The 24,492-nt window shown below is 63.3% G+C and carries 19 protein-coding genes; 2 read left to right on the top strand and 17 right to left on the bottom strand.

Annotation, left to right across the window (positions count from 1 at the left end; translation table 11 throughout):
* From CF68_RS03010 to CF68_RS02950, 13 genes are all read right to left on the bottom strand, one after another.
* Window positions 1-2,169 (bottom strand): molybdopterin cofactor-binding domain-containing protein (locus CF68_RS03010; RefSeq protein WP_235205651.1); only part of this gene is annotated, 2,169 nt, incomplete at its 3' end.
* Window positions 2,166-2,780, bottom strand: a complete 615-nt coding sequence (locus tag CF68_RS03005) for a (2Fe-2S)-binding protein (RefSeq protein WP_035815933.1) — start codon at window positions 2,778-2,780, stop codon at window positions 2,166-2,168. The genes CF68_RS03005 and CF68_RS03010, both read right to left, overlap by 4 nt.
* Before the next feature lie 186 nt (window positions 2,781-2,966).
* Entirely contained in the window at window positions 2,967-4,130 is a 1,164-nt protein-coding gene (locus CF68_RS03000) for an MBL fold metallo-hydrolase (RefSeq protein ID WP_035815931.1), read from the bottom strand.
* Window positions 4,127-5,212 (bottom strand): SMP-30/gluconolactonase/LRE family protein, encoded by a 1,086-nt coding sequence (locus CF68_RS02995; RefSeq protein WP_235205650.1) that lies wholly within the window; start codon window positions 5,210-5,212, stop codon window positions 4,127-4,129. Before CF68_RS02995 ends, CF68_RS03000 begins: the two co-directional genes overlap by 4 nt.
* 17 nt (window positions 5,213-5,229) lie before the next feature.
* Complete coding sequence (locus CF68_RS37610; RefSeq protein ID WP_084187026.1) at window positions 5,230-5,445, bottom strand: hypothetical protein; 216 nt, start codon at window positions 5,443-5,445, stop codon at window positions 5,230-5,232.
* Between the two features lie 18 nt (window positions 5,446-5,463).
* The gene (locus tag CF68_RS02985) at window positions 5,464-6,513 is read right to left on the bottom strand and encodes an NAD(P)-dependent alcohol dehydrogenase (RefSeq protein ID WP_035815930.1); all 1,050 of its coding nucleotides are present in this window, start codon (window positions 6,511-6,513) and stop codon (window positions 5,464-5,466) included.
* 223 nt (window positions 6,514-6,736) lie between these two features.
* A complete protein-coding gene (locus CF68_RS02980) occupies window positions 6,737-7,942 on the bottom strand; it encodes an MFS transporter (RefSeq protein ID WP_035815929.1) in 1,206 nt (401 codons plus the stop codon).
* A 156-nt stretch (window positions 7,943-8,098) separates the two neighbouring features.
* Window positions 8,099-8,452 carry a cyclophilin-like fold protein gene (locus tag CF68_RS02975; protein WP_084187022.1) on the bottom strand — a complete coding sequence of 118 codons (354 nt, stop codon included), beginning with the start codon at window positions 8,450-8,452 and terminating at the stop codon, window positions 8,099-8,101.
* 466 nt (window positions 8,453-8,918) lie between these two features.
* Window positions 8,919-10,343 carry an efflux transporter outer membrane subunit gene (locus CF68_RS02970; RefSeq protein ID WP_035815927.1) on the bottom strand — a complete coding sequence of 475 codons (1,425 nt, stop codon included), beginning with the start codon at window positions 10,341-10,343 and terminating at the stop codon, window positions 8,919-8,921.
* Window positions 10,340-13,489 carry an efflux RND transporter permease subunit gene (locus CF68_RS02965; protein WP_035815926.1) on the bottom strand — a complete coding sequence of 1,050 codons (3,150 nt, stop codon included), beginning with the start codon at window positions 13,487-13,489 and terminating at the stop codon, window positions 10,340-10,342. Before CF68_RS02965 ends, CF68_RS02970 begins: the two co-directional genes overlap by 4 nt.
* A 13-nt stretch (window positions 13,490-13,502) precedes the next feature.
* On the bottom strand, window positions 13,503-14,648 hold the full coding sequence (locus tag CF68_RS02960) for an efflux RND transporter periplasmic adaptor subunit (RefSeq protein ID WP_369798844.1): 1,146 nt from the start codon (window positions 14,646-14,648) through the stop codon (window positions 13,503-13,505).
* Window positions 14,649-14,835: 187 nt separating this feature from the next.
* Window positions 14,836-15,828, bottom strand: coding sequence for an aldo/keto reductase (locus CF68_RS02955; protein ID WP_035815989.1), 993 nt, complete (start codon window positions 15,826-15,828; stop codon window positions 14,836-14,838).
* A gap of 254 nt (window positions 15,829-16,082) precedes the next feature.
* On the bottom strand, window positions 16,083-16,442 hold the full coding sequence (locus CF68_RS02950) for a cyclophilin-like fold protein (RefSeq protein WP_035815988.1): 360 nt from the start codon (window positions 16,440-16,442) through the stop codon (window positions 16,083-16,085).
* A gap of 255 nt (window positions 16,443-16,697) precedes the next feature.
* On the opposite strand from CF68_RS02950, the gene CF68_RS02945 reads away from it, so the two are divergent.
* Both CF68_RS02945 and CF68_RS02940 read left to right on the top strand, forming a co-directional pair.
* A complete protein-coding gene (locus tag CF68_RS02945) occupies window positions 16,698-17,612 on the top strand; it encodes a LysR family transcriptional regulator (RefSeq protein WP_035815924.1) in 915 nt (304 codons plus the stop codon).
* 80 nt (window positions 17,613-17,692) lie between these two features.
* The gene (locus CF68_RS02940; RefSeq protein ID WP_035815923.1) at window positions 17,693-19,549 is read left to right on the top strand and encodes an ABC transporter ATP-binding protein; all 1,857 of its coding nucleotides are present in this window, start codon (window positions 17,693-17,695) and stop codon (window positions 19,547-19,549) included.
* A gap of 159 nt (window positions 19,550-19,708) precedes the next feature.
* On the opposite strand, the gene CF68_RS02935 is transcribed toward CF68_RS02940, so the two are convergent.
* The 4 genes from CF68_RS02935 to CF68_RS35940 all read right to left on the bottom strand — a co-directional run bounded on the left by CF68_RS02935 (window position 19,709) and on the right by CF68_RS35940 (window position 24,491).
* The gene (locus tag CF68_RS02935; protein ID WP_035815921.1) at window positions 19,709-21,130 is read right to left on the bottom strand and encodes an aldehyde dehydrogenase family protein; all 1,422 of its coding nucleotides are present in this window, start codon (window positions 21,128-21,130) and stop codon (window positions 19,709-19,711) included.
* Window positions 21,131-21,176: 46 nt separating this feature from the next.
* Complete coding sequence (locus CF68_RS02930; protein WP_035815919.1) at window positions 21,177-22,796, bottom strand: GMC family oxidoreductase; 1,620 nt, start codon at window positions 22,794-22,796, stop codon at window positions 21,177-21,179.
* A gap of 9 nt (window positions 22,797-22,805) precedes the next feature.
* A complete protein-coding gene (locus CF68_RS02925; RefSeq protein WP_035815918.1) occupies window positions 22,806-23,789 on the bottom strand; it encodes a tripartite tricarboxylate transporter substrate binding protein in 984 nt (327 codons plus the stop codon).
* 549 nt (window positions 23,790-24,338) lie between these two features.
* Window positions 24,339-24,491: a DUF2274 domain-containing protein gene (locus tag CF68_RS35940; protein ID WP_369798845.1), complete on the bottom strand. Its 153-nt coding sequence runs from the start codon at window positions 24,489-24,491 to the stop codon at window positions 24,339-24,341.
* Window position 24,492: the final 1 nt, after the last annotated feature.

Raw genomic sequence — 24,492 nt, 5'->3', positions numbered from 1 at the left:
GGCGGGTGGCGGCGGCTCGCCGATGCCTCCCATCTTGGCGCCGCTCTCGATAATCTTGACGTGCACGCGTGCCATGCGATTTGGGGGAAGAATCGGGTACATATCGTAGTTCCGTGCCCTTGGCATACCGTTTTCGTAGGCGCACTCTTCGACCAGAACTTGCGACAGTCCCAATGCCACGGCCCCGTTCACTTGCGATTCGATGATGGCCGGATTCACAATGCTGCCCGGATCGATCGCCTCCCAGATATCGTGAACCTTGACCTGGCCTTGTTCGATCGACACCTCTGCAATTGCCGCTGTCTCCGTGCCGAAGGCTTTTGCCATGGCGACGCCACGGGCGCGCCTTGTTCCGTCCGCAGCAGTGAACGGGCCTCGCTTCCAGCCACCTGACAACTCGGCGACGGCTCGCAACAGGTCGATCAGCCGCTGGTTGTCCTTTAGTAATCGCATCCGCAGTTCGTAGGGATCCTGACGCCCCTTGTCGGCCAGCTCGTCGAGAAAGGCTTCGTAGAAGAAGTCGTTCATCGAATTGCCAACCGAGCGCCAATAGCCAAGCACGGCCGGGGTCTTGACGAATCGCTGCGCAATGCGGCGGTCAGGAATGGCGTACGCCTTGTTGGTCAAGCCTTCCAGGGCCGTATAGTCGACCTTGTCGCCCCGCTTGTTCTTGATCGACTCGGTGGGTCCCTCCGTGGCGCTGATGGCTTCCAACGCGATGGGCATTCCCTTGTCGTCGAGCCCGCCGCGAAACTGAACCGCTGCCATAGGACGCAAGCTATCGCGCAGGAACTCTTCTTCCCGGCTCCAGATGACCTTCACCGGGCGTCCGAGCGCCTTGGCCAGCTGGATAGCTTGCGGATAGACTACAGCGGGCTCATAAAGAAAGTGGCGTCCGAAGAAGCCGCCCAGCAATGGCGAGTGGATCAGGATCTTCTCTGGCGAAACGCCTGTGCTCTTGGCAATCGCGTCCTGGTACATTTCTGGCGCCTGATTGGGCATCCAGAGTTCCAGCGTGCCGTCCGCGTTGAACCTGGCAAGTGCCGAAGGCGGCTCCAGCTGTGCATGATTGAGGTACTGGCTGCGATAGGTCGCCGTGACAACGGTATGCGCTTTCGACAGAGCATTGGCCACATCGCCGACGACTTCCGAGTCGTCGATCTTGCCGTTCGCGTTGGCGAGCTGATCGGCGAATGCCGCCGTGGAGAAGTCGGCAGGCATGTAGTGCGGCTTCGAACCGGGCCCCGGATCCTGCCAGTCGACCTGAACGGCTTCGGCTGCGCGCTTGGCATCCCACCAGCGCTCGGCCACGACTGCAACGGCACCCGGCAGGCGATGGACCGAATGCACACCCTTCATCCTCCGGACCTGGTCCTGATTGCGGATAGTGGCTACTGTGAGGCCGAATCGCGGCGCATGCTGAACGGCGGCTTGCAGCATGCCTTCAACGCGGATGTCGATACCATAAACAGCCTTACCGGTTGATTTTTCGTACACGTCCACGCGTTGAACCGGCTTGCCAATCCAGCGGAACTGGGCCGGATCCTTGAGCTTGACGCTCGCTGCATCAGGCACAGGGAGATCCATGGCCCGGGTTGCAAGCTCTCCGTAGCTGAGCGACCGGCCCGAAGCTGCGTGGAGCACGCGGCCCGGCGCAGTCGTGAGCGTGCCCACCGGTACGCCAAGCTGGGCAGACGCTGCCTGCAGCAGCATTTGGCGTGTCAACGCACCCAGACGGCGCATAGTCCCGTAGCTCATGCGCACGGACATGCTGCCGCCTGTAATACGCATGCCGTTTTCCATGACTTTGTACTCGGCACCAGCCGGGGCGTTTTCCACGATGAAGGTCGTCGGATCGGCGTCGAGTTCTTCCCCGACAATCTGCGCCATGGCCGTGAAGATTCCCTGGCCGCCCTCCATGAAGGGACTTTGCAAGCGAATGGTGTTATCGGGCCGGATCTCTAGGAACGCGGGCACACGGGTGCCGGGTATGGAGGCGCTCACCGTGGCCTGGGCCCGCGCCGTCCCAAGTGGAAGTCCGAAGCCAAGCACGAATGCGCCGGCTGCTGTGCCGGCCGAGGCCAGCAGAAATCGGCGGCGAGAGATGTTCGTCGGCTCGCCCGTCGGAAAAGCCTCACCGGCCATAGGCGTGTCGTTCATATTCGTCATACCTCGTCCCCTTGCTCGTTGGCGTTCCTGGACCTGTTGCGTATTACCCCCACGGCGCCGCCAATGCCCACCAAGGCGATGGCGGCAACGGCGGCCGCTTTGCCGATTCCGTGCTCCTGAGTTGGAGCTTGTTCCGGAATGCCAGCTGCCGCTGCAGGATTCACTGGATTGCCGGCTATTTCATGGACGGCCGCATTGATCGCGTTGTAGGTGCCGCAGCGGCACAGGTTGACCATGGCCGCCGCAATCTGCTCGTTCGTCGGGTGCGGCGTCTGCTTGAGCAGCGCGGTGGCGGCCATGACCTGCCCGGACTGGCAGTAGCCGCATTGCGGCACCTGGTGTTTGACCCAGGCCTGAACGACACGCTTGCCGACCTTGTCCTCTTCGATCGACTCGATGGTGGTGATCTTGCGACCGGCCAACCCTTCGATCGGGACGACACAGGAACGCATCGCCACACCGTCCACCAGAACGGAGCAGGCTCCGCATTGGGCAAGGCCGCAACCGTATTTGGTACCCGTCAGGCCGAGCTCATCGCGAATCACCCACAGAAGAGGTGTGTCCGAATCGGCCTGGACCTGGTAGGTCTTTTCGTTGATTTGAAGTTCCATGATTTCAGATTGAGTATGCAAAAGGCGTCATGCGAGCTGGTGCTGAGCTTCCGTCCGGCAGGTGAACGGTGGGCCTTGCCGGCTGGGCATCGGCCGGCCCGGCTCTGGGTCATGGCCGTGACCATTGCCGGCCCTGAAACCGTGGCGCCGGCCCCTGGCAGCGTGAATTGTCTACGCGTCATGGATTTAGCGTTCATGGTCACCTGCCAGTTTCTGGAGGTCGTTCGAATGAACAGCCTCCCACCACGGAGAAAATTCCTGTTCCCGGCCGTCCAGGTACACGGGCCGCCCGATCTCCGGCGTCCACAGCGCATAACTCCGCCCTTGACTGGCTGCAGCGATGCGCTTGAACGGGTCGTCCCACTCGTGCGGTGAAATGGAAAAGCGACCGGCATGTCCAGGGGTGAATGCCCTCGCGCGCAGGTCATCCGCCGCCTGGGCGGCCTGCTCGGGATTCATGTGAACGTTCGCCCAGCGCGGGTCGTACTGCCCGGCATCGAGCGCCACCCAATCGAATGGGCCATACTTCTGACCGATCTCGGCAAAGTGCGGCGCATACCCCGAATCGCCACTGAAAAAGATCCTGCGCTCGGGGGTCGCCAAGGCAAACCCCACCCACAAGGACTTGTCGCGGGTGAAAGTGCGCCCGGAGAAATGGCGCGCCGGGGTAACAACGATTTGCAGCAGCGGGGTGTGCGCCACCGTCTCATACCAGTTAGCCTCATGCACAAGCCGCATGTCGTATCCCCATGCCTCGAAATGCGCCCCCACTCCGAGGCCCACCACCACCTGCTTGACCAAGGACTGCAGCGCCAGGATGCTCGGGTAGTCCAGATGATCGTAATGGTCATGACTGATCAGCAGCACGTCGATGGGGGGCATGTCGGCGGCCGAATAGAGGCTCGTCCCGTCGAACGCCGTGTTCGTCCACGGCACAGGCGACGCATTGGTGCTGAACACCGGGTCGATCAGGATGCGCTGCCCGCCCAGTTGCACGTAGTAGGAAGAATGTCCCAGCCACACCACGAGGTCCTGCGATACATCCAGCGCCTTGATATCGGTTTTGACAGCAGGGATGGCGGCAGGTGGGCGCGGATTGCCCTTCTTGCCGAATGTGTTGCTCAGCATGATCGAGAGCTGGGACTCATCCGTGGTCAGCATCGGCGTTTCGATCTGGTTGCGGAACGAGCCGTCGGCATGGTTGGGCGAGAGCTCGATACGGGCAAGCCGCCCCCCCTGCGGCAGTTCCCCAAACAGGGGATGCTGCAGGTAGGCCGCAATGGCCAGCGCATCGAGGGCGACGACGATCACCATGGCTTTGCCGATCGAGCGGAACCTGGCGCGGCTCATCGGGCAGTCGCCGGTGGCAAGCCGCGGGCGAACGCCTTCGCATGGAATACCGTCGCCCCTTGCCCGCCATCTGCATCGCTGGTGACGGCATAGAGGTCGTTCCTGCCGGGGTTGATGGCAAGGCTGGTCGATTGCAGGTTGTGCCCCCGCTCGCGGCCGGGCAGCAGCACCTGGCCGATCGGGATGCCGTTGCGGTTGAGCACCAGCACGCGGCCTTGTCCGTAGATGGCCACGTACACGTTGCCATCCGCATCCACCCGCATCGAATCGGGAGCCGGGCCGGTGAAGTGGTAGGCGATGGCCGAGCCGATCGGCGCGATGGTGGTCGCGTCGGCCAGCTCGATCCGGTGCAGGAGGTTGCGGCCAAACTCCGTGGCCCACAGTTGCTTGCCGTCTGGGCTGAGCGCCACGCCGTTGGCCATCGCCAGATTGGGCAGCACGGGCCTGATCGTGGAAAGGTCGGGCGCGGCGTAGTACACCCCACCCTTGGGCTCAGTTGCGTTGCCCTGGAAATCCGTGAAGTAGAAGCCGCCGTGGGCGTCGAACACCAGGTCATTGGGCATGTACCCGGACGCCGTCGGAACGACCGCCTGCAGTCCCGATCCGTCCGGATTCACTGCGAAGATCGCGCCACGACCATTCGGGATGTCTAGCGCCGCGATGAACAAGCGCCCGTCCTTGTGAAAGGCCAGGCCGCCCGGTGCCAGCGCATCCAGGGTGACGACGGTGGACAACTGCTTGGCCGGCGTCAGGCGCAGCACACGCCGAGCGGTGACGTCGCAAAACAGGAGATTGCCGCCGCGATCGAAAATTGCCCCTTCAAGAATCCGGCCTTCTTCGGAGACCTTGAACCAGGACGAAGCCATCACCGTCTGCAGCCCCCGCTCGGACGGCGGGATGGGCACCGGACCCTGGATCTGCGCGTCGTAGGCAAGACCGGCTGAGGCAGTATGCTGCGCCGATGCCCCCGTGGCCAGGCACGCGCCTGCAACAAGGCAGGCGACGGCAAAGGTGGGCCGAGCTGGCTTGACCAGGCTGCTGCCACGCGCCCTGCCTGGTTGCCAGTTCTGATGCTGAGACAAAGCGTGTGCCCTCATGATCAGTACACCGTCAATCCGCCGTCTGCGGCCAACGCCTGGCCGTTGCGGATGCCGCGCGTCGCATACTCCTGCAGCGCGGCTGCACTAACATCCGCAAGGGTGACAGCCGCCCCGGCCTCGGCAAATGCGCGGGCTGTGCCCAGCCCTATGCCGGAGGCGGAGGCGGTGCCGGTGACCAGCGCAGATTGTTCTTTGAAGTCATAGGCAATGTGCATGAATGTCTCTTAGTAAGCTCAGACTGCCAACGAAGCGTTGTCGATCACGAAGCGGTACTTCACGTCACCCTTGAGCATGCGCTCGTAGGCTTCGTTGATTTCACCGGCGCGGATCATTTCGATGTCCGCGACGATGCCGTGCTCGGCGCAGAAATCCAGCATCTCCTGTGTCTCTGGAATGCCACCGATCATCGATCCGGCCAGGCTACGGCGCTTCATGATCAAGCTGAACACCTGCGGCGAAGGATGCGGCGACGACGGCGCGCCTACCAACGCCATCGAGCCATCGCGCTTGAGCAGGTTGAAGAATGGATCGAGGTCGTGCGGCGCGGCCACGGTGTTGAGGATGAGGTCGAGGCTCTTGGCATGCGCAGCCATCTCGCCCGGATTACTCGAAACGACCACCTCATCCGCGCCCAGCGCCTTGGCCGCTTCGCGCTTGGACTCGGACGTGGTGAAAGCCACCACGTGCGCGCCCATGGCGTGCGCGAGCTTGATGCCCATGTGGCCTAGACCGCCGATGCCGACCACGCCCACCTTGTGACCCGGCCCCACCTTCCAGTGGCGCAGCGGCGAGTAGGTGGTGATGCCTGCGCACAGCAGTGGAGCCACGGCGGCCAGTTGCTCCTCGGGGTGGCGGATGCGCAGCACATAGCGCTCGTGCACGACGATCTGTTGCGAATACCCGCCCAGCGTGTGGCCAGGCGCATCCGTCGTTGGGCCGTTGTAGGTGCCGACCATATGGTCGCAGTAGTTCTCCAGCCCTGCGCCGCAGTCCTCGCAGTGCTTGCAGCTATCGACGATGCAGCCGATGCCGACCAGATCGCCTGGCTTGAAGCCCGACACATGCGCACCGACCGCCGACACGCGGCCAACGATCTCGTGGCCCGGCACGCAGGGGTACAAGGTGCCCGCCCATTCGGAGCGCACCTGATGAATGTCGGAGTGGCACACCCCGCAGTAGGCAATGTCGATCTGCACGTCGTGTGCGCCCGGCGCGCGGCGGGTGATGTCGATCGGTTCGAGGGGAAGGTCGCCTGCATGGGCGCCATAAGCCTTGACGGTCATGAGAATGTCCTTTGGTTTGAAATTACGGGAATCAGATTGACGACCTGAACCTCGTTGCGGAAGCCAAGGCGCATCCACAGGCCGAACGTCCCGGAACTTTGTGAGACCAACAGCGTGAACCCATCGATCTGATGACGCCTGCTGTGCATGGGGAAGCGGTACTTCACCAGCGCGGTCCCAGGGAAGAGCTGTCCGCCGTGCGTGTGGCCGGCCAGCGTGAGGCTCAGGCTGCTCGCGCCGCAGCCCCGCGCGATGTCATGACAGTCAGTACGGCGGATGCCAGCAGCAACGCGGCGCTCACCACGAAGGTGCTTTGGTAGCCATGGTGGTCGAACAGCAGGCCGCCGACGGTGGAGCCCAAGGCGATGGCCATCTGCACAACGGCAACGAACAGGCCGCCACCCGCTTCGGCGTCCTTCGGAAAGGTCTTGGCAATCCAGGCCCACCAGCCCACGGGCGCCGCGGTGCCCGTCAGCCCCCACAGTCCGAGCAGCGCGACGACGGCAGCCGTCCAGCCGCCAAAGGCAATCAAGGCCAGGGCGATCGCGGACATCAGCAGCGGAATGGCGATCAGCGTTTGATAGAAGCCCCGCTGCAGGACTCTGCCGATAAGCAGCGTCCCGATGAAGCCTGCCGCGCCGATCACCAACAGGACGAGCGAGAGCGTGGGCACCTGCACTCGCGTCACCATCTCCAGAAACGGGCGCACGTAGGTGAACAGCGCGAACTGACCCATGAAGAATAGGCTGCTGGCGATCATGCCCACGGCAACGCCGGTGCGCTTGAACAAGGTGAACACCTTGAAGACATTGCCGGCGCCGGCCGTGCGTTCCGCGGCCGGCATGGAAGGCAGCGTGAGCCATTGCCATACCAGCGTGACCAGCGCCACCGGCACGAGACAAAGGAAGGCACCGCGCCAACCGATGACGGCGCCGAGGTAAGCACCCAGCGGCGCGGCCACCACCGTAGCCAGTGCGTTGCCGCCATTGAGAATGGCCAGGGCGCGCGGCACCTGAGACGTAGGCACCAGCCGAATGGCCGTAGCCGCCGACATGGACCAGAAACCGCCGATGACCACGCCGATCAGCGCCCGCCCCAGCATGTAGGTGAAGTAGTTCGGCGCCAGCGCGACGATGGCGCCGGACACGCCCATGGCGGCCGTCAGGCCCAGCAGCAGGGTCTTGCGGTTCAGGCCGCCGGCCAGTGCCGAGATGAACAGGCTCGTGAGCACGGCGAACGCGCCGGAGATGGCGATTCCTTGCCCTGCCATGCCTTCAGTGACATGGAGGTCAACGGCCATGGGCGTCAACAGGCTGACGGGCAGGAACTCCGAGGCGACCAGCGCGAACGCGCAGATCGACATGGCGAAGACGCTGCTCCAGGATGCGGATTGGCCTGGCGTTTCACCGTGGATGTCTATGTCGCCCATTGGGGCGGCGGATACTTGAGCGGTCATGAAAGGTCTTCTGTGTGATGTCCGTATGAGATTCCCAGCGGATAAAGGGCATCAAGCCAGGAACGGGAAACGGCTTGGGGCCACTCAACGAGCGGCCGGTTTCAGCCTTTGCCGGCGCAAAGCGAACTATCAGTTCTCGACTCTTTCGATGCGCACCTTGTACGGTCCGGGTTGCGCCAGGATCGACAAGCCTTCATCCACCTTGCCCAGTGGCAGCAGACTGCGCGAATAAGGGCGGGCTTTAATGAAAATCGCCAGGTTGCCCCAAGGCGCGTAATGGGTCAGTTCGCCGGCAACAGGTGCCATGCCATCGGGGGCGCCCTGTGTGGAGAGCTTTCGCGGCAGGTTGGACACACGCTCGATGGCGGCGTAGTCCTCCATCGTGAGCGACAGCGGAAGCAGGGCCGCGAAATCGCGTGCGGTGGCGTTGTCGTAAAGCGTAGCCGTGGCAGTTTGGCCATCGACGATCAGGCGGATCTTCATGGGAACTTCCTTCGAGCGCGCCGACGCTGGCTGAGCTACGGAATGGCCGGGGGAACAAGCAGCTGCCAGCCCCAGGAGCGAACTGGCAAGCAGGACCAGCATTCCACGCCGCCACTGGCACCACGGGTGAGGGATGAGCTTCTTCATAAGCAGTATCTTGGCGAATCAGCGCCCGCCTGACTAGCTAATGAATACTTAAAGCCCATATAAGACTAGCTAATTAATGTTCGTGAGAAACTGCAACAATGCTCGACGCAACCTCGACGATCTTCCCTATTCGTCACCATGGCTTGTGAAGGCAGGTTCACACGTGCGCACTTTTGAACGTGACCAAATCAGCAGCGCTCCAGCTAGTCCATCAGCGGCTTGGGGCACGGCTTCAGATGCGGCTGCTCACGCGCACCGCACGTAGCGTCTCGCCGACGCAGCTAGCATTGGCCGCTGCAGCCGGGACAGTGCAAGGTCGTCAGTTCGCAACCACTGTCTTCTCCGCATTAGCCTGCCAGCCGCCACCGATGGCCTTGAACAGGTTCACCTCGCTGACCCATTGGCCCAGGCGGTCCTGGATCAGTTGCTGCTGGGCAGAGAAGAGCTCGCGCTGGGCGTCCAGCACCGCCAGGTAGCTGTCCACGCCTTCGTTATAGCGCTGCTGGGCCAGCCGGTAATACTCCTGGTTGTCGTCAACGCGCAGTTGCTGAGCCTGCAGTTGCCGGCCATAGGTGCCACGGGCCGCCAGGCCATCTGAGATTTCCCGGAAGGCCGTCTGGATCGAGCCTTCGTACTGCGCGACATGGATGTCGCGACGAATGCTGGCGTGGTCCAAATTGGCTCGCAGGCGGCCGGCGTTGAAGATCGGCAGGTTGATCTGCGGCGCAAACTGCCAGAATCCCGACCCGCCACTGAACAAGCCGCCCAGTTCGATACTGGCCGTGCCGGCGGCGCCGGTCAGGCTGATGCTCGGGAAAAATGCCGCACGCGCAGCACCAATGTTGGCGTTGGCCGCGAGCAACTGGTGTTCCGCCGCCACGATGTCGGGACGGCGCAGCAGCACCTCGGAGCTCAGTCCGGTAGGAAACCGGGCGAGCATCGGTTCGCTAATTGTTCGGCCCTGTGGCAAGTCGGCGGGAATGCGTCCCCCGATCAAGCGCTCCAGAGCATTGAAGTCCTGAGCCACCCGGCGGGTGTACAGACTCTCCTGCACCTGGGCCTGGGATACCAGGCTGCGTGCCTGACGCACATCGATTTGCGAGGCAGCGCCGTTACTGAAGCGATTCTCGACCAGACCCAGGCTGGCGCTCTGGCTCTTGAGTGTGGAGCGGGCCAGTTCCAGCTGCTCCTGATCGCTGCGCCAGGCCAGATAGGCCGTCGCCACATCGGCCACCAGCGATATCTGAACACTGTAGCGAGCCGCATCCGAGGCCAGGTACTGCTCGACGGCGGCTTGACTCAGGCTGCGCAGGCGGCCAAACAAGTCCAGCTCATAGGACACTCCCAAGGCGGCCTGGTACTGGCTCTGGATGCCGGCATCACCCGTGGGCGACAAATTGGCCGGCACGCGCTGGCGGTTACCTCCCGCGCCCAGTCCGACATCGGGAAACTGTTCGGCGCGCTGGATACGGTAGAGCGCCCTATAGGCTTCGACGTTCAACGCCGCCTGGCGCAGATCCGTGTTGTTGGCCAAGGCCAGCTCCACCAGGCGCTTGAGCGCCGGGTCGAGAAAGACCGACCGCCAGCCAAGTGCCGTGGCATCATCTGTCTGGGCAGGCCTGGCGTAGGCCGCTCCCTGCGGCCAGGTGGCAGGAATGTTCGCCTGCGGCCGCTGGTACTCGGGAATCAGGCCACAGCCACCCAGAACGAGTGCCACAGCCAGGCTCAATATCTTGAGCTTCATGCTGTTTCTCCTTCCGTTGGTCCTGCGATCACGGCCGGTTTCTTGCGCCGTTCGAACAGCGAGGTCACGACCACATAGAACAGTGGCACGAAGACCACGGCAAGCAAGGTGGCGGTGATCATCCCGCCCACCACACCGGTGGCCAGCGAATGCTGGCTGCCAGCGCCGGCGCCAGTGGCAAGCGCCATAGGCAGTACGCCAAAGGTAAACGCCAGGGAGGTCATCAGAATCGGACGCAGACGCAGGCGCGCGGCCTCCACGGCGGCCCTGACCAGCGGCATGCCCTGGCGCTCGTACAGTTCCTTGGCGAACTCGATGATCAGGATGGCGTTCTTCGCGGTCAGGCCGATGGTAGTCATCAGCCCGACCTGGAAGTACACGTCGGCATTGAGCCCGCGCGCCAGCGTGGCCAGCACCGCGCCGAGGATGCCCACCGGCACGACCGCGATCACCGCCGCCGGCACTGTCCAGCTTTCATAGAGCGCAGCCAGGCACAGGAACACGATCAGCACCGTCAGGGCATACAGCATCGGGGCCTGGTCGCCGGTCCTGAGTTCCTCGTAGGACAGGCCGTTGTAGCTCACGCCCACGCCGGGCGGCAATTGCTTCATGATCTCCGCGATCGCGAGCATCGCGTCGCTGCTGCTGTGGCCCGCTGCCGGCAAGCCGAGAATCTGCACCGCCGGGATGCCGCCAAAGCGTTCGAGCTTGGGCGGGCCGTACTCCCACTGCCCGGTGGCGAAGGCCGAGAACGGCACCATCTGCCCACGATCATTGCGCACATACCATTTGTCGAAGTCTTCCGGGCCGATGCGCGAAATGGCTTCACCCTGCAGATAGACCCGCTTGATCCGCCCGCGGTCGATGAAGTCGTTGACGTACATCGAGCCCCAGGCCGCCGACATGGTGTCGTTGATCGCCTGCAGACTGACCTGCAGCGAACGGGCCTTCTCTTCGTCGATAACGAGCTTGTACTGCGGCTCGTCATCCTTGCCGTTCGGGCGCACCGCGGTCAATACCGGGCTCTGCTTCGCCAGCTTGATGAACTGGTCGCGTGCGGCCATCAGCGCCTCGTGCCCCAGGCCGGCGTTGTCCTGCAGGTACAGGTCGAACCCCGCGGAGTTGCCCATCTCCAGGATAGCCGGCGGTACGAAAGCCATGACCGTCCCGTCCTTGATCCCGGCAAAGTGCGCATTGGCACGCGCGGTGATGCTGAACACGTCCGCACCTTTCGCGCGGCGCTCGCTCCAGTGCTTAAGGTTGACGAAGGCCGTGCCGGAGTTCTGCCCGCGGCCTGCAAAGTTGAAGCCATTGACCGTGATCACGTTGACGACCGTATCGCTTTCATGCTTCATCAGGTAGTCCGTGATCTGCTGGAGCACCGCCTCGGTGCGCTCGGCCGTGCCATTGACCGGCATGCGCACCTCGACAACCAACGCGCCCTGGTCCTCATTGGGCAGGAATGTGCTGGGGATGCGCGTGAACAGGTAGCCGGTGCCGATGGTAATGATCAGGAAGATCAAAAGGTAGCGGCCGCGGCGGTGCAACATGTTCTGCACGCCGCGCTCGAAACGCTGGCTGCCGCGGTCGAAGCCGCGGTTGAACCAGCCAAAGAAGCCCTTCTTCTCGGTGTGGGCGTCACCTTCCGGCGCCTTGAGAAGGGTCGCGCACAGCGCTGGGGTGAATACCAGAGCAACGAGCACCGAGATGGCCATGCACACCACCACCGTGACGGCGAACTGCTTGTAGATCGTGCCCGCCGACCCGCCGAAGAAGGCCATGGGCACGAACACTGCCGACAGCACGGTACCGATGCCGACCAGGGCCCCGGAGATCTGTCCCATGGACTTGCGCGTGGCCTCCAGCGGCGACAGCCCTTCGTCATGCATCAGGCGCTCGACGTTCTCCACCACCACGATGGCATCGTCCACCAGCAGGCCGATGGCCAGGACCATCGCGTACATGACCAGGGCGTTGATGCTGATGCCGAACAGCGGCAGCACCGCGAAGGTGCCCAGCAACACCACCGGCACCGCCAGGGTCGGGATCAAGGTGGCGCGCAAACTCTGCAGGAACAGGTACATGACCACGAACACCAGGATCACCGCTTCGAAGATGGTGTGCACCACCGAGTCGATCGACGCCGTCACCACCGGCGTGGTGTCATAGATAAAGACCGCCTCGACCCCTTCGGGCAGGTTCCTGGACAGTTGCCGCACCACCTCGCGTACCGCCCGGGCGGTTTCCAGCTGGTTGCCGCCCGGCGCCAGACGCAGGGCCAGCCCGGTGGATGCCTGACCGTTGTAGCGGGTGGTGATGGAGAAGTTGTCGGCTGCGAGCCCGACCTCGGCCACGTCCCTGACCCGCACCTGCGAGCCGTCGTCGTTGACCTTGAGCAGCACCTCCTCGAACTCGCGCACGGTGATCATGCGCGTCTTGCCGACGACGGTGGCATTGAGCTGCACGCCGCTGCGTGTCGGCAAGCCGCCCAGCTGGCCGGAAGACACCTGCACGTTCTGCTCGCGGATGGCCGCGGCCACGTCGCCTGGCGTCAGCTGGAAGCTGTTGAGCCTGCTCGGGTCCAGCCAGATGCGCATGGCGTAGGGGGAGCCCCACGTCATCACGTCGCCCACGCCATTGACCCGCGATATCGGGTCCTGGAACCTGGACGTGATGATGTCGCCCATGTCGGAACTGGACATCCTGCCGGACCGGTCCACCAGGCCGACCACCAGAAACACGTTCTGCTGGTACTTGACCACGCGCAGGCCCTGACGCTGCACTTCCTCCGGCAGGCGCGGCGTCGCCAATTGCAGCTTGTTCTGGACCTGCACCTGGGCGATGTCGGGATCCACGCCCTGCTCGAAGGTCACGATGATGGACATGCTGCCATCGCCGTTGCTTTCGGCGGACATGTAGCGAAATCCGTCCAGGCCATTCATCTGCTGTTCGATGACCTGGACCACGGTGTCCTGCACGGTCTGTGCCGAGGCGCCCGGGTAGGACACCTGGATGGCCACGGCCGGTGCCGCGATATTTGGGTATTGGCTGATCGGCATGCTCTTCAGCGACAAGGCGCCGGCGAGCATGGTGATGATCGCCAGCACCCAGGCGAAGATGGGCCGATTGATAAAAATGCGTGACATCGGTCCTAGCCCCTCAGTTTGCCGCCAGGGCCGTGCCCTTAAAGTCCATGACCAGCTTGACGTTTGCGGCTGCGACCGGCTCGACCTTGGTGCCGCTGCTCAGGCGCTGCAGCCCTTCGGTCACCACACGGTCGCCCTGGGCCAGGCCCTTGCCGATCAGCCAGGCGTTGCCGACGGTGCGCAGCGTCTCCACTTCACGCTGCTCCACCTGATTGTCGGGGGTGACCAGCCACACATGGGGCAGACCACGGCTGTCGCGCACCACGGCCTGCTGAGGCACCAGCAGCGCCGCTTCGTTCACGCCCTCGTTGAGCTGGGCGCGCACGAACATGCCCGGCAGCAACTTGCGCTGTGGGTTGGGGAACTCGGCACGCAGCGCTACCGAACCGGTAGTCGGATCGACCCGCACTTCGGAGAACTTGAGTGTTCCCTTGAGTGGATAGACGCTGCCGTCGTCCAACGTCAGGCTGACCTCGGCGTGGCGCGTGCCGTTCTGCAGGTCTCCCGATTCAAGCGCGCGCTGCAAGCCCAGCAACTTAGTGATCGGTTGGGTAACGTCCACATAGATCGGGTCGAGCTGGGTGACGGTGGCCAATTCCTGAGACTGGCCATTGGTCACCAGGGCGCCTTCGGTCACCGCCGAACGGCCGATGCGTCCGGAGATCGGTGACAGCACCTGGGTGTATTGCACGTTGATCCGCGCCATCTGCGCATCAGCCTGGGCTTGCAGCCAGGCGGACTGGGCGTCGTCGTACTGCTGCTGGCTGACAGCGTTGGTCTGCAGCAGGCGTTGGTAGCGCTGGGCCAGATTGCCGGCATTGCGCAGGTTAGCCTCGGCGCGAGCGAGTTGGGCGTTGTAAGTGCGGGAATCGATCTGGTACAGCGGTTGGCCCTGCTTGACCTCGCTGCCCTCGACGAACGTGCGCTTCTGGAGAATGCCCGAGACCTGGGGACGGACTTCGGCCACGCGATAGGCAGCGGTACGGCCGGGCAAGTCGCTGGTGAGGGCAAGCGACTGGGCCTGGACCTGGTACACACCTACCTGCGGAGCGGAAACGGCCTGGGCCACCTCCTGCTCGCCGCAGCCAGCAAGCAGCGCGGCGAGTGTCAGCGGAAACAGTGCCGGAGCGGCACGCAAGAAAGAGTGAAGCGCCAACAATGTGTTCTCCTGGAATCGTTTTGGGCGGAGCGGCAGCAGATCTGTATGAGCCGGTTTGCGATGCAAGCTCAGCCATTACCCGCGCCTGAAAGCCCCTGGTGATCGCTCCGTGCGCCCTCTGAGTTGAGCTCCCTCGGAGGAGGTTATTCCCGCCCTCAGTCCGAATGGCGGTCGCAACCAGTCACAATCAGTCCTTGCCGATCTGATCCATTTGCTTCGCGTCCATGCGGCCCCCATGCACCTTGATCTTCGCGAAGGCGGTTTCGACCGCCTGCAGGTCTTGCGGCGTAAGGTTGACGTTGATCGAGCTGAGGTTCTCGCGCGAATGGTCCAGATTTGTCGTGCCGGGGATGGAAACAATCCAGGGCTTCTGCGCCGCCAGCCATGCCAGGGCGATCTGGGCGCGCGTTGCTCCCTTCTTCTCGCCGAACGCCTTCAGGAAATCGAGGATGGGCTGGTTAGCCTTCATGACTTGGCGGCTGAAGCGGGGGAAGGTCTTGCGCAGGTCCGTCTTCCCGTCGAACCTGGCCTGTGCATCCAGGGGGAGCTTGCCGGGCAGGAAGCCTTGACCCAAGGGCCCCCACGGCACGAAGCCGATGCCCAGTTCCTCGCACGTTTGCAGCACGCCGTTGTGTTCTACACTGCGCTCCATGATCGAGTATTCGGTCTGGATCGCGGCCACGGGTTGCACGGCATGGGCACGACGAATGGTGCGGGCGCTCGGCTCGGACAGGCCGAAGTGCAGCACCTTGCCTTGCTGGATCAGATCCTTGATCGTGCCGGCCACGTCCTCGATCGGCACGGTCAGGTCGACACGGTGCTGGTAGTACAGGTCGATGCGGTCTGTCTTCAGGCGCTTGAGCGACTCCTCGACCACGCGGCGGATATGTTCGGGGCGGCTATCCAGGCCGTTCGTACCATCGATCTTGAAGCCGAACTTGGTGGCGATGGCCACGTGGTTGCGCACCGGCCCCAGGGCTTCGGCGACGAGCTCTTCATTCACGTAGGGGCCATAGACCTCGGCGGTGTCGAAGAACGTAATGCCTCGCTCGTAGGCGTCGCGGATCACGCGGATGCTTTGCGCACGGTCCACACCCGGACCGTAATGGCCCGGGCTGTTGCTCATGCAGCCAAAACCCAGTTCCGACACCGTCAGAGCGCCCAGCTTGCGGGTCCGTATAGTGTACGGCTGCCCGTTGCTGCCGCCGCGTTGCGCGGGCTGCGCCGCAGCCGGAGCGGCCAGCGAGGCAGCGCCGATCGGCAGTGCTGTGCCAGTGGCGGCGATGCTCACCGCCTTTAGAAAACCACGTCGATCAGCAGCCACGCCGGAGTGCAGTCCGGATTCACGATGATCGTTAATGTCCTGGGAGCTCATGTCGATACCTTTTAAGCTGAAACAGGTGAAGGTTTGAGTGGTTCGAGGGGTAAAGACGCTCAGTGGGCCACGCGTTCGATCCGGACCTGCAGCGGCCCGGAGCGCTGCAACGCGGGAAGTCCCGTGTCCACCTGGCCCAGCCGCATCAGGTCACCGGTGTAGTTTCCAGTACCGTCCTCAGCGAAAATCGCAAGGTTGCCCCAGGGCGCGTAGTAGGCGAGGTCGCCTGCCCTCACGGGTACTGTGCTCTCGGCAGTTCCCCGGGATAGCTTTCGCGGCAGATCAGCAATGCGCTCGATCCGGGCATAGTCGGTGAGCGTCAATGACAGGGGCAGCAGCGCGGCGAAATCCCGCGCCGCCGCGCTGTCATACAGCGTCGCGGTGGCAACCTGGCCATCCAGGTTCAGACGGATCTTCATGGGAAACTGCTCGGTGGACTTCGGCACGCCCCTGATCGGCGCAGCCGGCTCGGACGCCCCGACACCGCAGGCTATAAGCCCCACAGCGGATGCGAGCAGCAATGCCGCCAACGCTCGGCGCTGCGGCCACGGAGAGATCGGTATTGACTTTTTCATACCCGAATGCTCCGACATATGGGCGCGCCTGACTAGCTAATGAATACTTAAAAAGGATATAAAATTCACTAATTAATCATCCGTGAGACACTGCGCGCCATGCTCAAACGTAACCTCAACGATCTCCTCTACTTCGTGACAGTGGCGCGGGAGGGCAGCTTCACCCGCGCGGCCTCGCTGCTGGGCGTGACCCAGTCCGCACTCAGCCAGGCCATCAGCGGCCTGGAGGCGAGGCTGGACATCCGGCTGCTGACGCGCACCACACGCAGCGTGTCTCTCACGGCGGCTGGCGAGCGCCTGCTAAATGCAATCGGCCACCGCCTCGACGACATCGACGCGGAATTGGACGAGCTGACGGAGATGCGCGATAAGCCGGCCGGCACGGTTCGTATCACCTGCGGCGAACATGTCCTGCGGACAACGCTCTTGCCGAAGCTCGCGCCCCTGTTGCTCGAATATCCCGACATCAAGATCGAGTTCGACATCAACTATGGGTTCAGGGATATCGTGGCTGACCGCTTCGACGCCGGGGTGCGTCTGGGAGACACCATAGACAAGGACATGGTCGCGGTGCCGATCGGGCCCCCGTTGCGCATGGCGGTCGCAGCGTCGCCTGCGTACTTCGCCGCACACTCAGTTCCCAAGAGCCCGCGCGATCTGGTGAACCACAACTGCATCAACATGCGCATGCAGACCGCCGGAGGCCTCTACGTCTGGGACTTCGAGCGCCGCGGGCAGCAATTGAACGTGCGGGTGGATGGGCAACTCATCTTCAACACCTCGCCCAGCATGGTCGATTCAGCACTGGCGGGATTGGGCATCGCGTCGCTGCCCGAAGAAGAGTTTGCACCGCACCTTGAGGAGGGAAGACTGGTACGGGTGCTGGAGGACTGGTGTCCCCCGTTTCCGGGCTACTACCTGTACTACCCGAGCCGCCGGCAGCCCTCCCACGCGTTTTCGCTGGTCCTCGACGCACTGCGTGTAGCAAGCCCAATGAGCATCAGAGAGGGATAGGACACTTCATCCGCAGCCCGCAAGCCCCGTCCATTTCATGGGCGCAACCCCACTCACTATCCATCGCTTCGGAGGGTCATGTGCTCCGCTCGTTTGAACAACTGCTCGATCCCTTCCCACCCGACGAGGTGCCGCCCCCGCCCAAGGGCCTGGCGGCCTTCCTGTGGGCCTGCACGCGCGGGACACGCCGCTACTTCGTCGCATTGGCGCTGCTCAGCGCCAGCGTGTCGATCTACGAAGCGTGGCTGTTCTCCTTCCTGGGGAAAGTGGTTGACCTGTTGTCCGCGTGGCAGGCCGGCCGCGAAGCTTCCGCGCAGGAAGAGCGCGTGCTGTGGGGCATCGGCATCGTGCTGCTGACCAGCATCGGCCTGGTAGCGCTGCGCACCATGGTGCAGCACCAGATCCTGGCCATCAACCTTCCGCTGCGACTGCGCTGGGACTTCCACCGCCTCATGCTCAGGCAGAGCCTGTCCTTCTTTTCCGATGAGTTCGCCGGGCGCGTCACCACCAAGGTCATGCAGACCGCGCTGGCCGTGCGCGAGGTCCTGTTCACCTTCACCGAGATCGTGCTCGCCATCGGCGTGTACTTCATCACCATCATTGCGCTGGCGGGCGGCTTCGATGCCCGGCTGATGCTGCCCTTCATCGCCTGGATCGTGCTGTTCGGGCTGGCCATGCTGTACTTCGTGCCGCGCCTGGGCAAGGTCGGGCAGGAGCAGGCCCACGCGCGCTCGTCGATGACCGGGCGCGTCACCGACGCCTACTCCAACATCACCACCGTCAAGCTGTTTTCTCACACCCGGCGCGAGGCGCATTTCGCCCGCGCGGCGATGGAGGATTTCAAGGAAACCGGGTTCCGACAGATGCGCCTCGTCAGCCAGTTCGAGATCGTCAACCAGGCCCTGGTGGTGGGATTGATCCTGGGGGCGGGCGGCTATGCGCTGTGGCTGTGGCACCGGGCCGAGATCGGCACCGGCGCGGTGGCCGCGGTCACCGCCATGGCGCTGCGCATCAACGGCATGTCGCACTGGATCATGTGGCAGATGGCTTCGTTGTTCGAGAACATCGGCACGGTGCAGGACGGTATTGCCACGCTGACGCACGTGGCCAAGGTGCAGGACGCGCCCGGCGCGTCCGCGCTGCAGATCCGGCGCGGCGAAGTGGAATTCGACCAGGTCCGCTTCAACTACAACGGCGAACGCCAGGTGCTCGACGGCCTAACCCTGACCGTGCGTCCGGGCGAGAAGATCGGGCTGGTGGGCCGCTCCGGCGCGGGCAAGTCCACGCTGATCAACCTGCTGCTGCGCTTCTACGACGTGGACAGCGGCCGCATCCGCATCGACGGGCAGGACATCGCCAGGGTGACGCAGGACAGCCTGCGCGGCGCCATCGGCATGGTCACGCAGGATACCTCGCTGCTGCATCGCTCGATCCGCGACAACATCGCCTACGGCCGCCCCAACGCCACCGATGCGGAGATCCGCCACGCCGCCGTGCACGCCCAGGCCGATGACTTCATCCGCCAGTTGAGCGACCAGCACGGCCACACCGGCTACGACACCCTGGTCGGCGAACGCGGCGTCAAGCTCTCGGGTGGCCAGCGCCAGCGCATCGCGATCGCCCGCGTGATGCTCAAGAACGCGCCCATCCTGCTGCTGGACGAAGCCACCAGCGCGCTGGATTCCGAAGTCGAGGCCGGCATCCAGGAAAGCCTCGACGAAATGATGGAGGGCAAGGCCGTGATCGCGATCGCCCACCGTCTCTCCACCATCGCCGCCATGGACCGCCTCATCGTGATGGACCAGGGGCGCATCATCGAGCAGGGGACACACGCCGAATTGCTGGCGAAGAACGGCACCTATACGCGGCTGTGGCGGCACCAGAGCGGCGGTTTCCTTGGCGAAGAACAAGATGAGGTATCGGACTCGATGCAGTAAAACATCTGTCGATTCCCTTATGGTCAGGCCCCGCAGCCCAAGTGTTGCTGGCATGCTGGATCCACGGCCGCTCCAGCGGCTCGTCGAGGCGGCGAGTATGCCCGTACGGCCCTTCGATACTGAACCTGCGTGCGATGTCGAACAACGGGCCCGCCCCGATCAGGCGCAGCCGATCATCGCCTTTACCTCAAGGTATTCCTCGAGGCCAAATACCCCCATCTCGCGCCCGTTCCCGGATTGCTTGTAGCCGCCCATCGGCGCCGCCACGTTGCCGCCGGCGCCGTTGATGAAGATGCGGCCGGCGCGCAGGCGCTCGCCGAGCGCGCGAGCCTTCTCCGGGGTGGACGCAAACACATAACCCCCCAGTCCATACTTCGTAGCATTCGCAATCTCAACGGCTTCGTCCACGGTGCGATAGGTGATGACCGCCAGCACCGGCCCGAAGATCTCCTCCTGCGCAATGGTCATGTCCGGATGCACGTCCGCGAACACGGTGGGCCTGACGTAGTACCCCCGTTCCAGGCCCGCCGGCCGGCCCGGACCACCGCAGATCAGCCGAGCGCCCTCCTCGATGCCTTTGCGGATATAACCCTGGATGCGCTCGAACTGCGCCTTGTTTACCACTGGGCCCAGATCAGTGGCGGGATCCTTCGGGTCGCCGACCACCAGCTTCTGCGCCTGCGCCGCCATCAGTTGCAGCACCCGCTCTGCATGGCTTTCGTGGACTAGCACACGCGTCGGCGCATGGCATGACTGACCGGAGTTGGCGTAGCCACGCGTAATGCTAAAGCGCGCCGCAGCCTCAAGGTCAGCGTCTGGCAGGATGATATGGGCCGACTTTCCGCCCAGCTCCTGACAAACGCGCTTGACCGTAGTGGCCGCCGCCTGCGCCATCAGGATGCCAGCCCGCGTCGATCCGGTGAACGACACCATATCGACGTCAGGATGAGCCGAGATCGCGTTACCAACGTCGGCGCCGCTGCCGTTCACCAAGTTGAAGACACCCCGCGGCACACCGGCCTCGTGCAGCACCTCCGTGATCAAGATGGCGCTGACCGCCGTGTATTCGCTGGGCTTCGCCACTACCGTGCACCCGGCTGCCAGCGCAGACGATAGCTTGGTGCAGATCGTCTGAATCGGCCAGTTCCACGGCGAGATGAGGCCGCATACGCCGATCGGCTCGCGACGGATCACGTTGGCGCCCAACATCCGTTCGAATTCATAAGATTCCAGCACCGCAGCGCCTTGCCGGAACTGTTCCACCGATGCACGGACGTGGCTCACCGCCCGGATTGGAGTGCCCATCTCCTCCGCAGCGACTTCCATCAGTTCGGCTTCGCGCGTCTGCATGACCTCGGCGATGCGCTTCAACAACGCAATGCGCTCCGCCCTGGTCGTGGCTGCGAACGCTGGAAAAGCCTTGCGCGCGGCTTGCACGGCGCGATCGACATCCTGCTCGTCGCCGAGGCTGATGCCCGCGAAGGCTTGCTCCGTGGCGGGATTTACCAGCTCGAACGTCCAGTGCGAGCGAATCGGATCGACCCATTCGCCGTCGATATAGAACTTGGTGTATTGGTTCATGTCATGGTCCGTTTCGCGCTATAGATACTCGATACCAGCTTTCCGATCATGCAACTGTGGAACCGTGATCGGTCAGAATCAGGTCGGCAGCCTTCTCGCCGATCATCAGGCAGGTCGCGTTGATGTTGCCGGACGTGATTCGCGGCATGATTGACGCATCGGCCACGCGCAGTCCCTCGACTCCCCGAACTCGCAGCGCGGCGTCGACCACTGACGCGTCGTCACTACCCATCCGGCAGGTGCCGCAGGGGTGGTAAATCGTGTTCGCCTTGTTGCGCACGTAATCGAGAATCTCATCATCCTTGACGACGCCGGGACCTGGCTGATATTCCTCCGCGATCACGTTATCCATCGGCGCGGTGCGCAACACCTCTCGTACCGTGCGCACGGCATCGACGAAGAACTGCTTGTCGTCTTCTGTGGCAAGATGGTTCGGCCGAATGGCAGGCGGGCTCGTCGGGTGAGCGTCCTGCAACTCGACCACACCGCGGCTGCTGGGCCAGGACTGTGTCACGGACACGGTGAACGCCGAGAAATCGTGCGGCTGCTGCCCGATACCAGGCACGCTGAACGGCATCAGGAAGGCCTGGGCATCCACGTAGGGCAGCCCGACCCTTGATCTGAAGAACATGCCAGCCTGCGCGGAAGCGAAGGCCAGTGGACCAGCGCGCTGCAGCAGAAACCTCGCTCCCATCCGCGCACGGCGCCACGGGCTGCGCAGGTCGTCGTTAACGGTGATGGGTTCCCGTGTCTTGCAGATAATCCTCACTGCCAGGTGGTCCTGCAGGTTCCTGCCGACCTCCTCACGTGCCGCGACCAGGCCAACGCCCATTTCCTCCAGGTGCGCTGGCGGGCCGATCCCGGACAGCATGAGCAGCTTGGGTGTGTTGATGGCGCCCGCGCACAAGATCACCTCCCGTTGCGCCCTCGCCCGCCTCGGCATGCCGCTGGCACTGCGGAAGTCGACACCGGTGACCTTGCCGTTGTCAAACACAATGCGTTCCACATGTGCGCCGACTTCGATGCGGACGTTACGGCGGCGCCTGGCGGGACGCAGCGCACCAATCGCTGAATTGGACCGAAAGCCCCGCCGCACGGTGTGGTCGTACAGCCCGATTCCGTCCTGCATTGGCCCATTGAAGTCGTCATTCCGTTCCAGCCCGAAATTCACGCCGGCGGCGATGAAGTAGTCGCACAGCACCGAATGGCCCCGCGGCCGCGACACGGCCACCGGCCCTCCCTTGCCATGCAGCTCCGTGTCGCCCAAGTAATGGTCCTCAGACCGTTTGAAGTAAGGCAGCACGTCCGGCCAGCCCCACCCTTCGCAGCCGGACTCGCGCCACTGTTCGAAATCTTGAGGCTGACCGCGCACATGGACCATTCCGTTAATGGCGCCGCAGCCACCGATTACCTTGCCCCGCGCCATGTAAAGGCGACGGTCGAACAGCTGCGGGACAGGTTCCGTGTGGTACGTCCAGTTGACCGCCTCGTTCGTGATCGTCTTGCCGACGCCTAGCGGGATATGGATCCACGGGTTACGGTCCCAGCCACCAGCTTCCAGTACCAGTACCGTGAACCGACCGTTCTCGCTCAGGCGGCCTGCGAGAATGGAACCTGCACTACCCGCGCCGACGACGATGAAGTCGTACTCCAGAGAGTTCGTCATGGCGACCGCTCAGGAGTTGCTGATCTTTACGCTCTTGCCCACCTCTTTCCACTTGGGCAACTCGGTTTCGATCAGGTTCCGGAAATCGCGGGGCGATCCCATCGCGGGCCGCATGCTCAGGACCTTGAGCTTCTGCACAGTCTCGGGCATCTGCGCGATCCTCGTGAGCGCGTCGTTCAGCTTGCCGACAATGGGTGCCGGCATGCCTGCGGGGCCGACGAGGCCGTAAAAGAGATAGGTGCCCAGCCCCTTGACCTCTGCCACGTCGCCCTCCTCCAGTGTTGGCACGTTTGGCAATTCCGCCAAGCGCTGGGGCCCAGTCACCGCGACCGCCCGAATCCTCCCGTCCTTGACGAACGGCGTGGCGAATGTGGTGATCGCCATCGCGAAGTCCAGAGTACCCCCAGTCAGTTCCCTCGTAACTTCCGCGTCGCTCTTGAATGGAACGTGCACCATGTCAATCTTCGTCAGAAGCCTGAACTGCTCTGTAAGCAAGTGATTGGACGACCCGATTCCCGCCGACCCGTAGTTCAGCTTTCCGGGATGTGCCTTGGCGTAGTCCATCAGCTCGCGCACCGAGTGCACGGGCAAGCTGCTCTTGACCACGTACAAGGCCTCGACTTCTGCCACGCGCGAGATAAAGGTAAGCTGCTTGAGCGGGTTGTAAGGCAGGTCCGTTCGAACGCCAGGCCCACGCACGAGACTGCTGGCGCTGGTCATCCAGAGCGTGTAACCATCGGGGGCCGCTCGGGTCACCGGCATTGCTGCGAGCAACTCCGAAGCGCCAGGCTTGTTCTCCACAATGACAGACATATTGAGGACTTCCTGAAGCTTGGCGGCGTACAGGCGCGCTACACTGTCGACGCCTCCACCAGCAGCGAAGCCAACGAGGATCCGAATCGGGCGCGAGGGGTAATCCTGCGCGCTCGCCCCCAGGGCGAGCGCGCAGAGGCCAAAGAACGCAAGGGTCCGAAAGATGGTTCCAGCACGCATAAATGTCTCCTCAGGTATTTTTATTCAAAGGAATGCGAGAGCGGCCTAGTGGCCAAGCGGAACACAGCGTCACCGGCCAAGACGGGCGCCGGTCTGGCGTCCCGACGGTTCGGCATGTTCAGAATGAAGAAACAAGCGACGAAGCCTTACCGTTCGCTTTGCTTCGTATCCGAGGAGAGAATCTTGTCGCTCCAGTCCTTCAGAGCCTAGCTATAGGTGGTAAGCGCCTTTTCCTTGAGGGCGACCGAATCTGGTTTGTCGATGCAGCTGATGATCCAAACCACGATGCGGCTCCTCTCGATGAAATCGTTGTGGAATGCGAGAGGATCTTAGGTGCCGGTCCGCCTTGGAGGCGCGGCGCGAAATTGAATCTCCTTCAAGCCCAGCTTGTAAATCGGATGGACCTTTCCATCGCACCGCGACTATCCTCTTCCACACTAGGCAAGAAGATGCACCCACAATTCAACACCAAGTGGCGATCGTGGCGTGGGTCAAACTCCGACATCGACAAAACAAACGCGATGCCGCTGCATGCGCTAGAGCCAGTCCCTAGCCTCGCTGGCCTGTTGACATGCCAGTGCTAGAAGCCTGGTGGTCGCGGCTACCTCGCCGGAATGCCCTATCCCGTACCATGAAAGCCTCCAACATGTACGGGATCAGCACTAGCGCATCCACCGCCTCGCCATAGGTTTTTGCATGCAGC

It is taken from the genome of Cupriavidus sp. SK-4 (assembly GCF_000611125.1).
GTDB classification, from domain to species: Bacteria; Pseudomonadota; Gammaproteobacteria; order Burkholderiales; family Burkholderiaceae; genus Cupriavidus; species Cupriavidus necator.
This window is presented reverse-complemented; position numbering and strand designations above follow the sequence as displayed.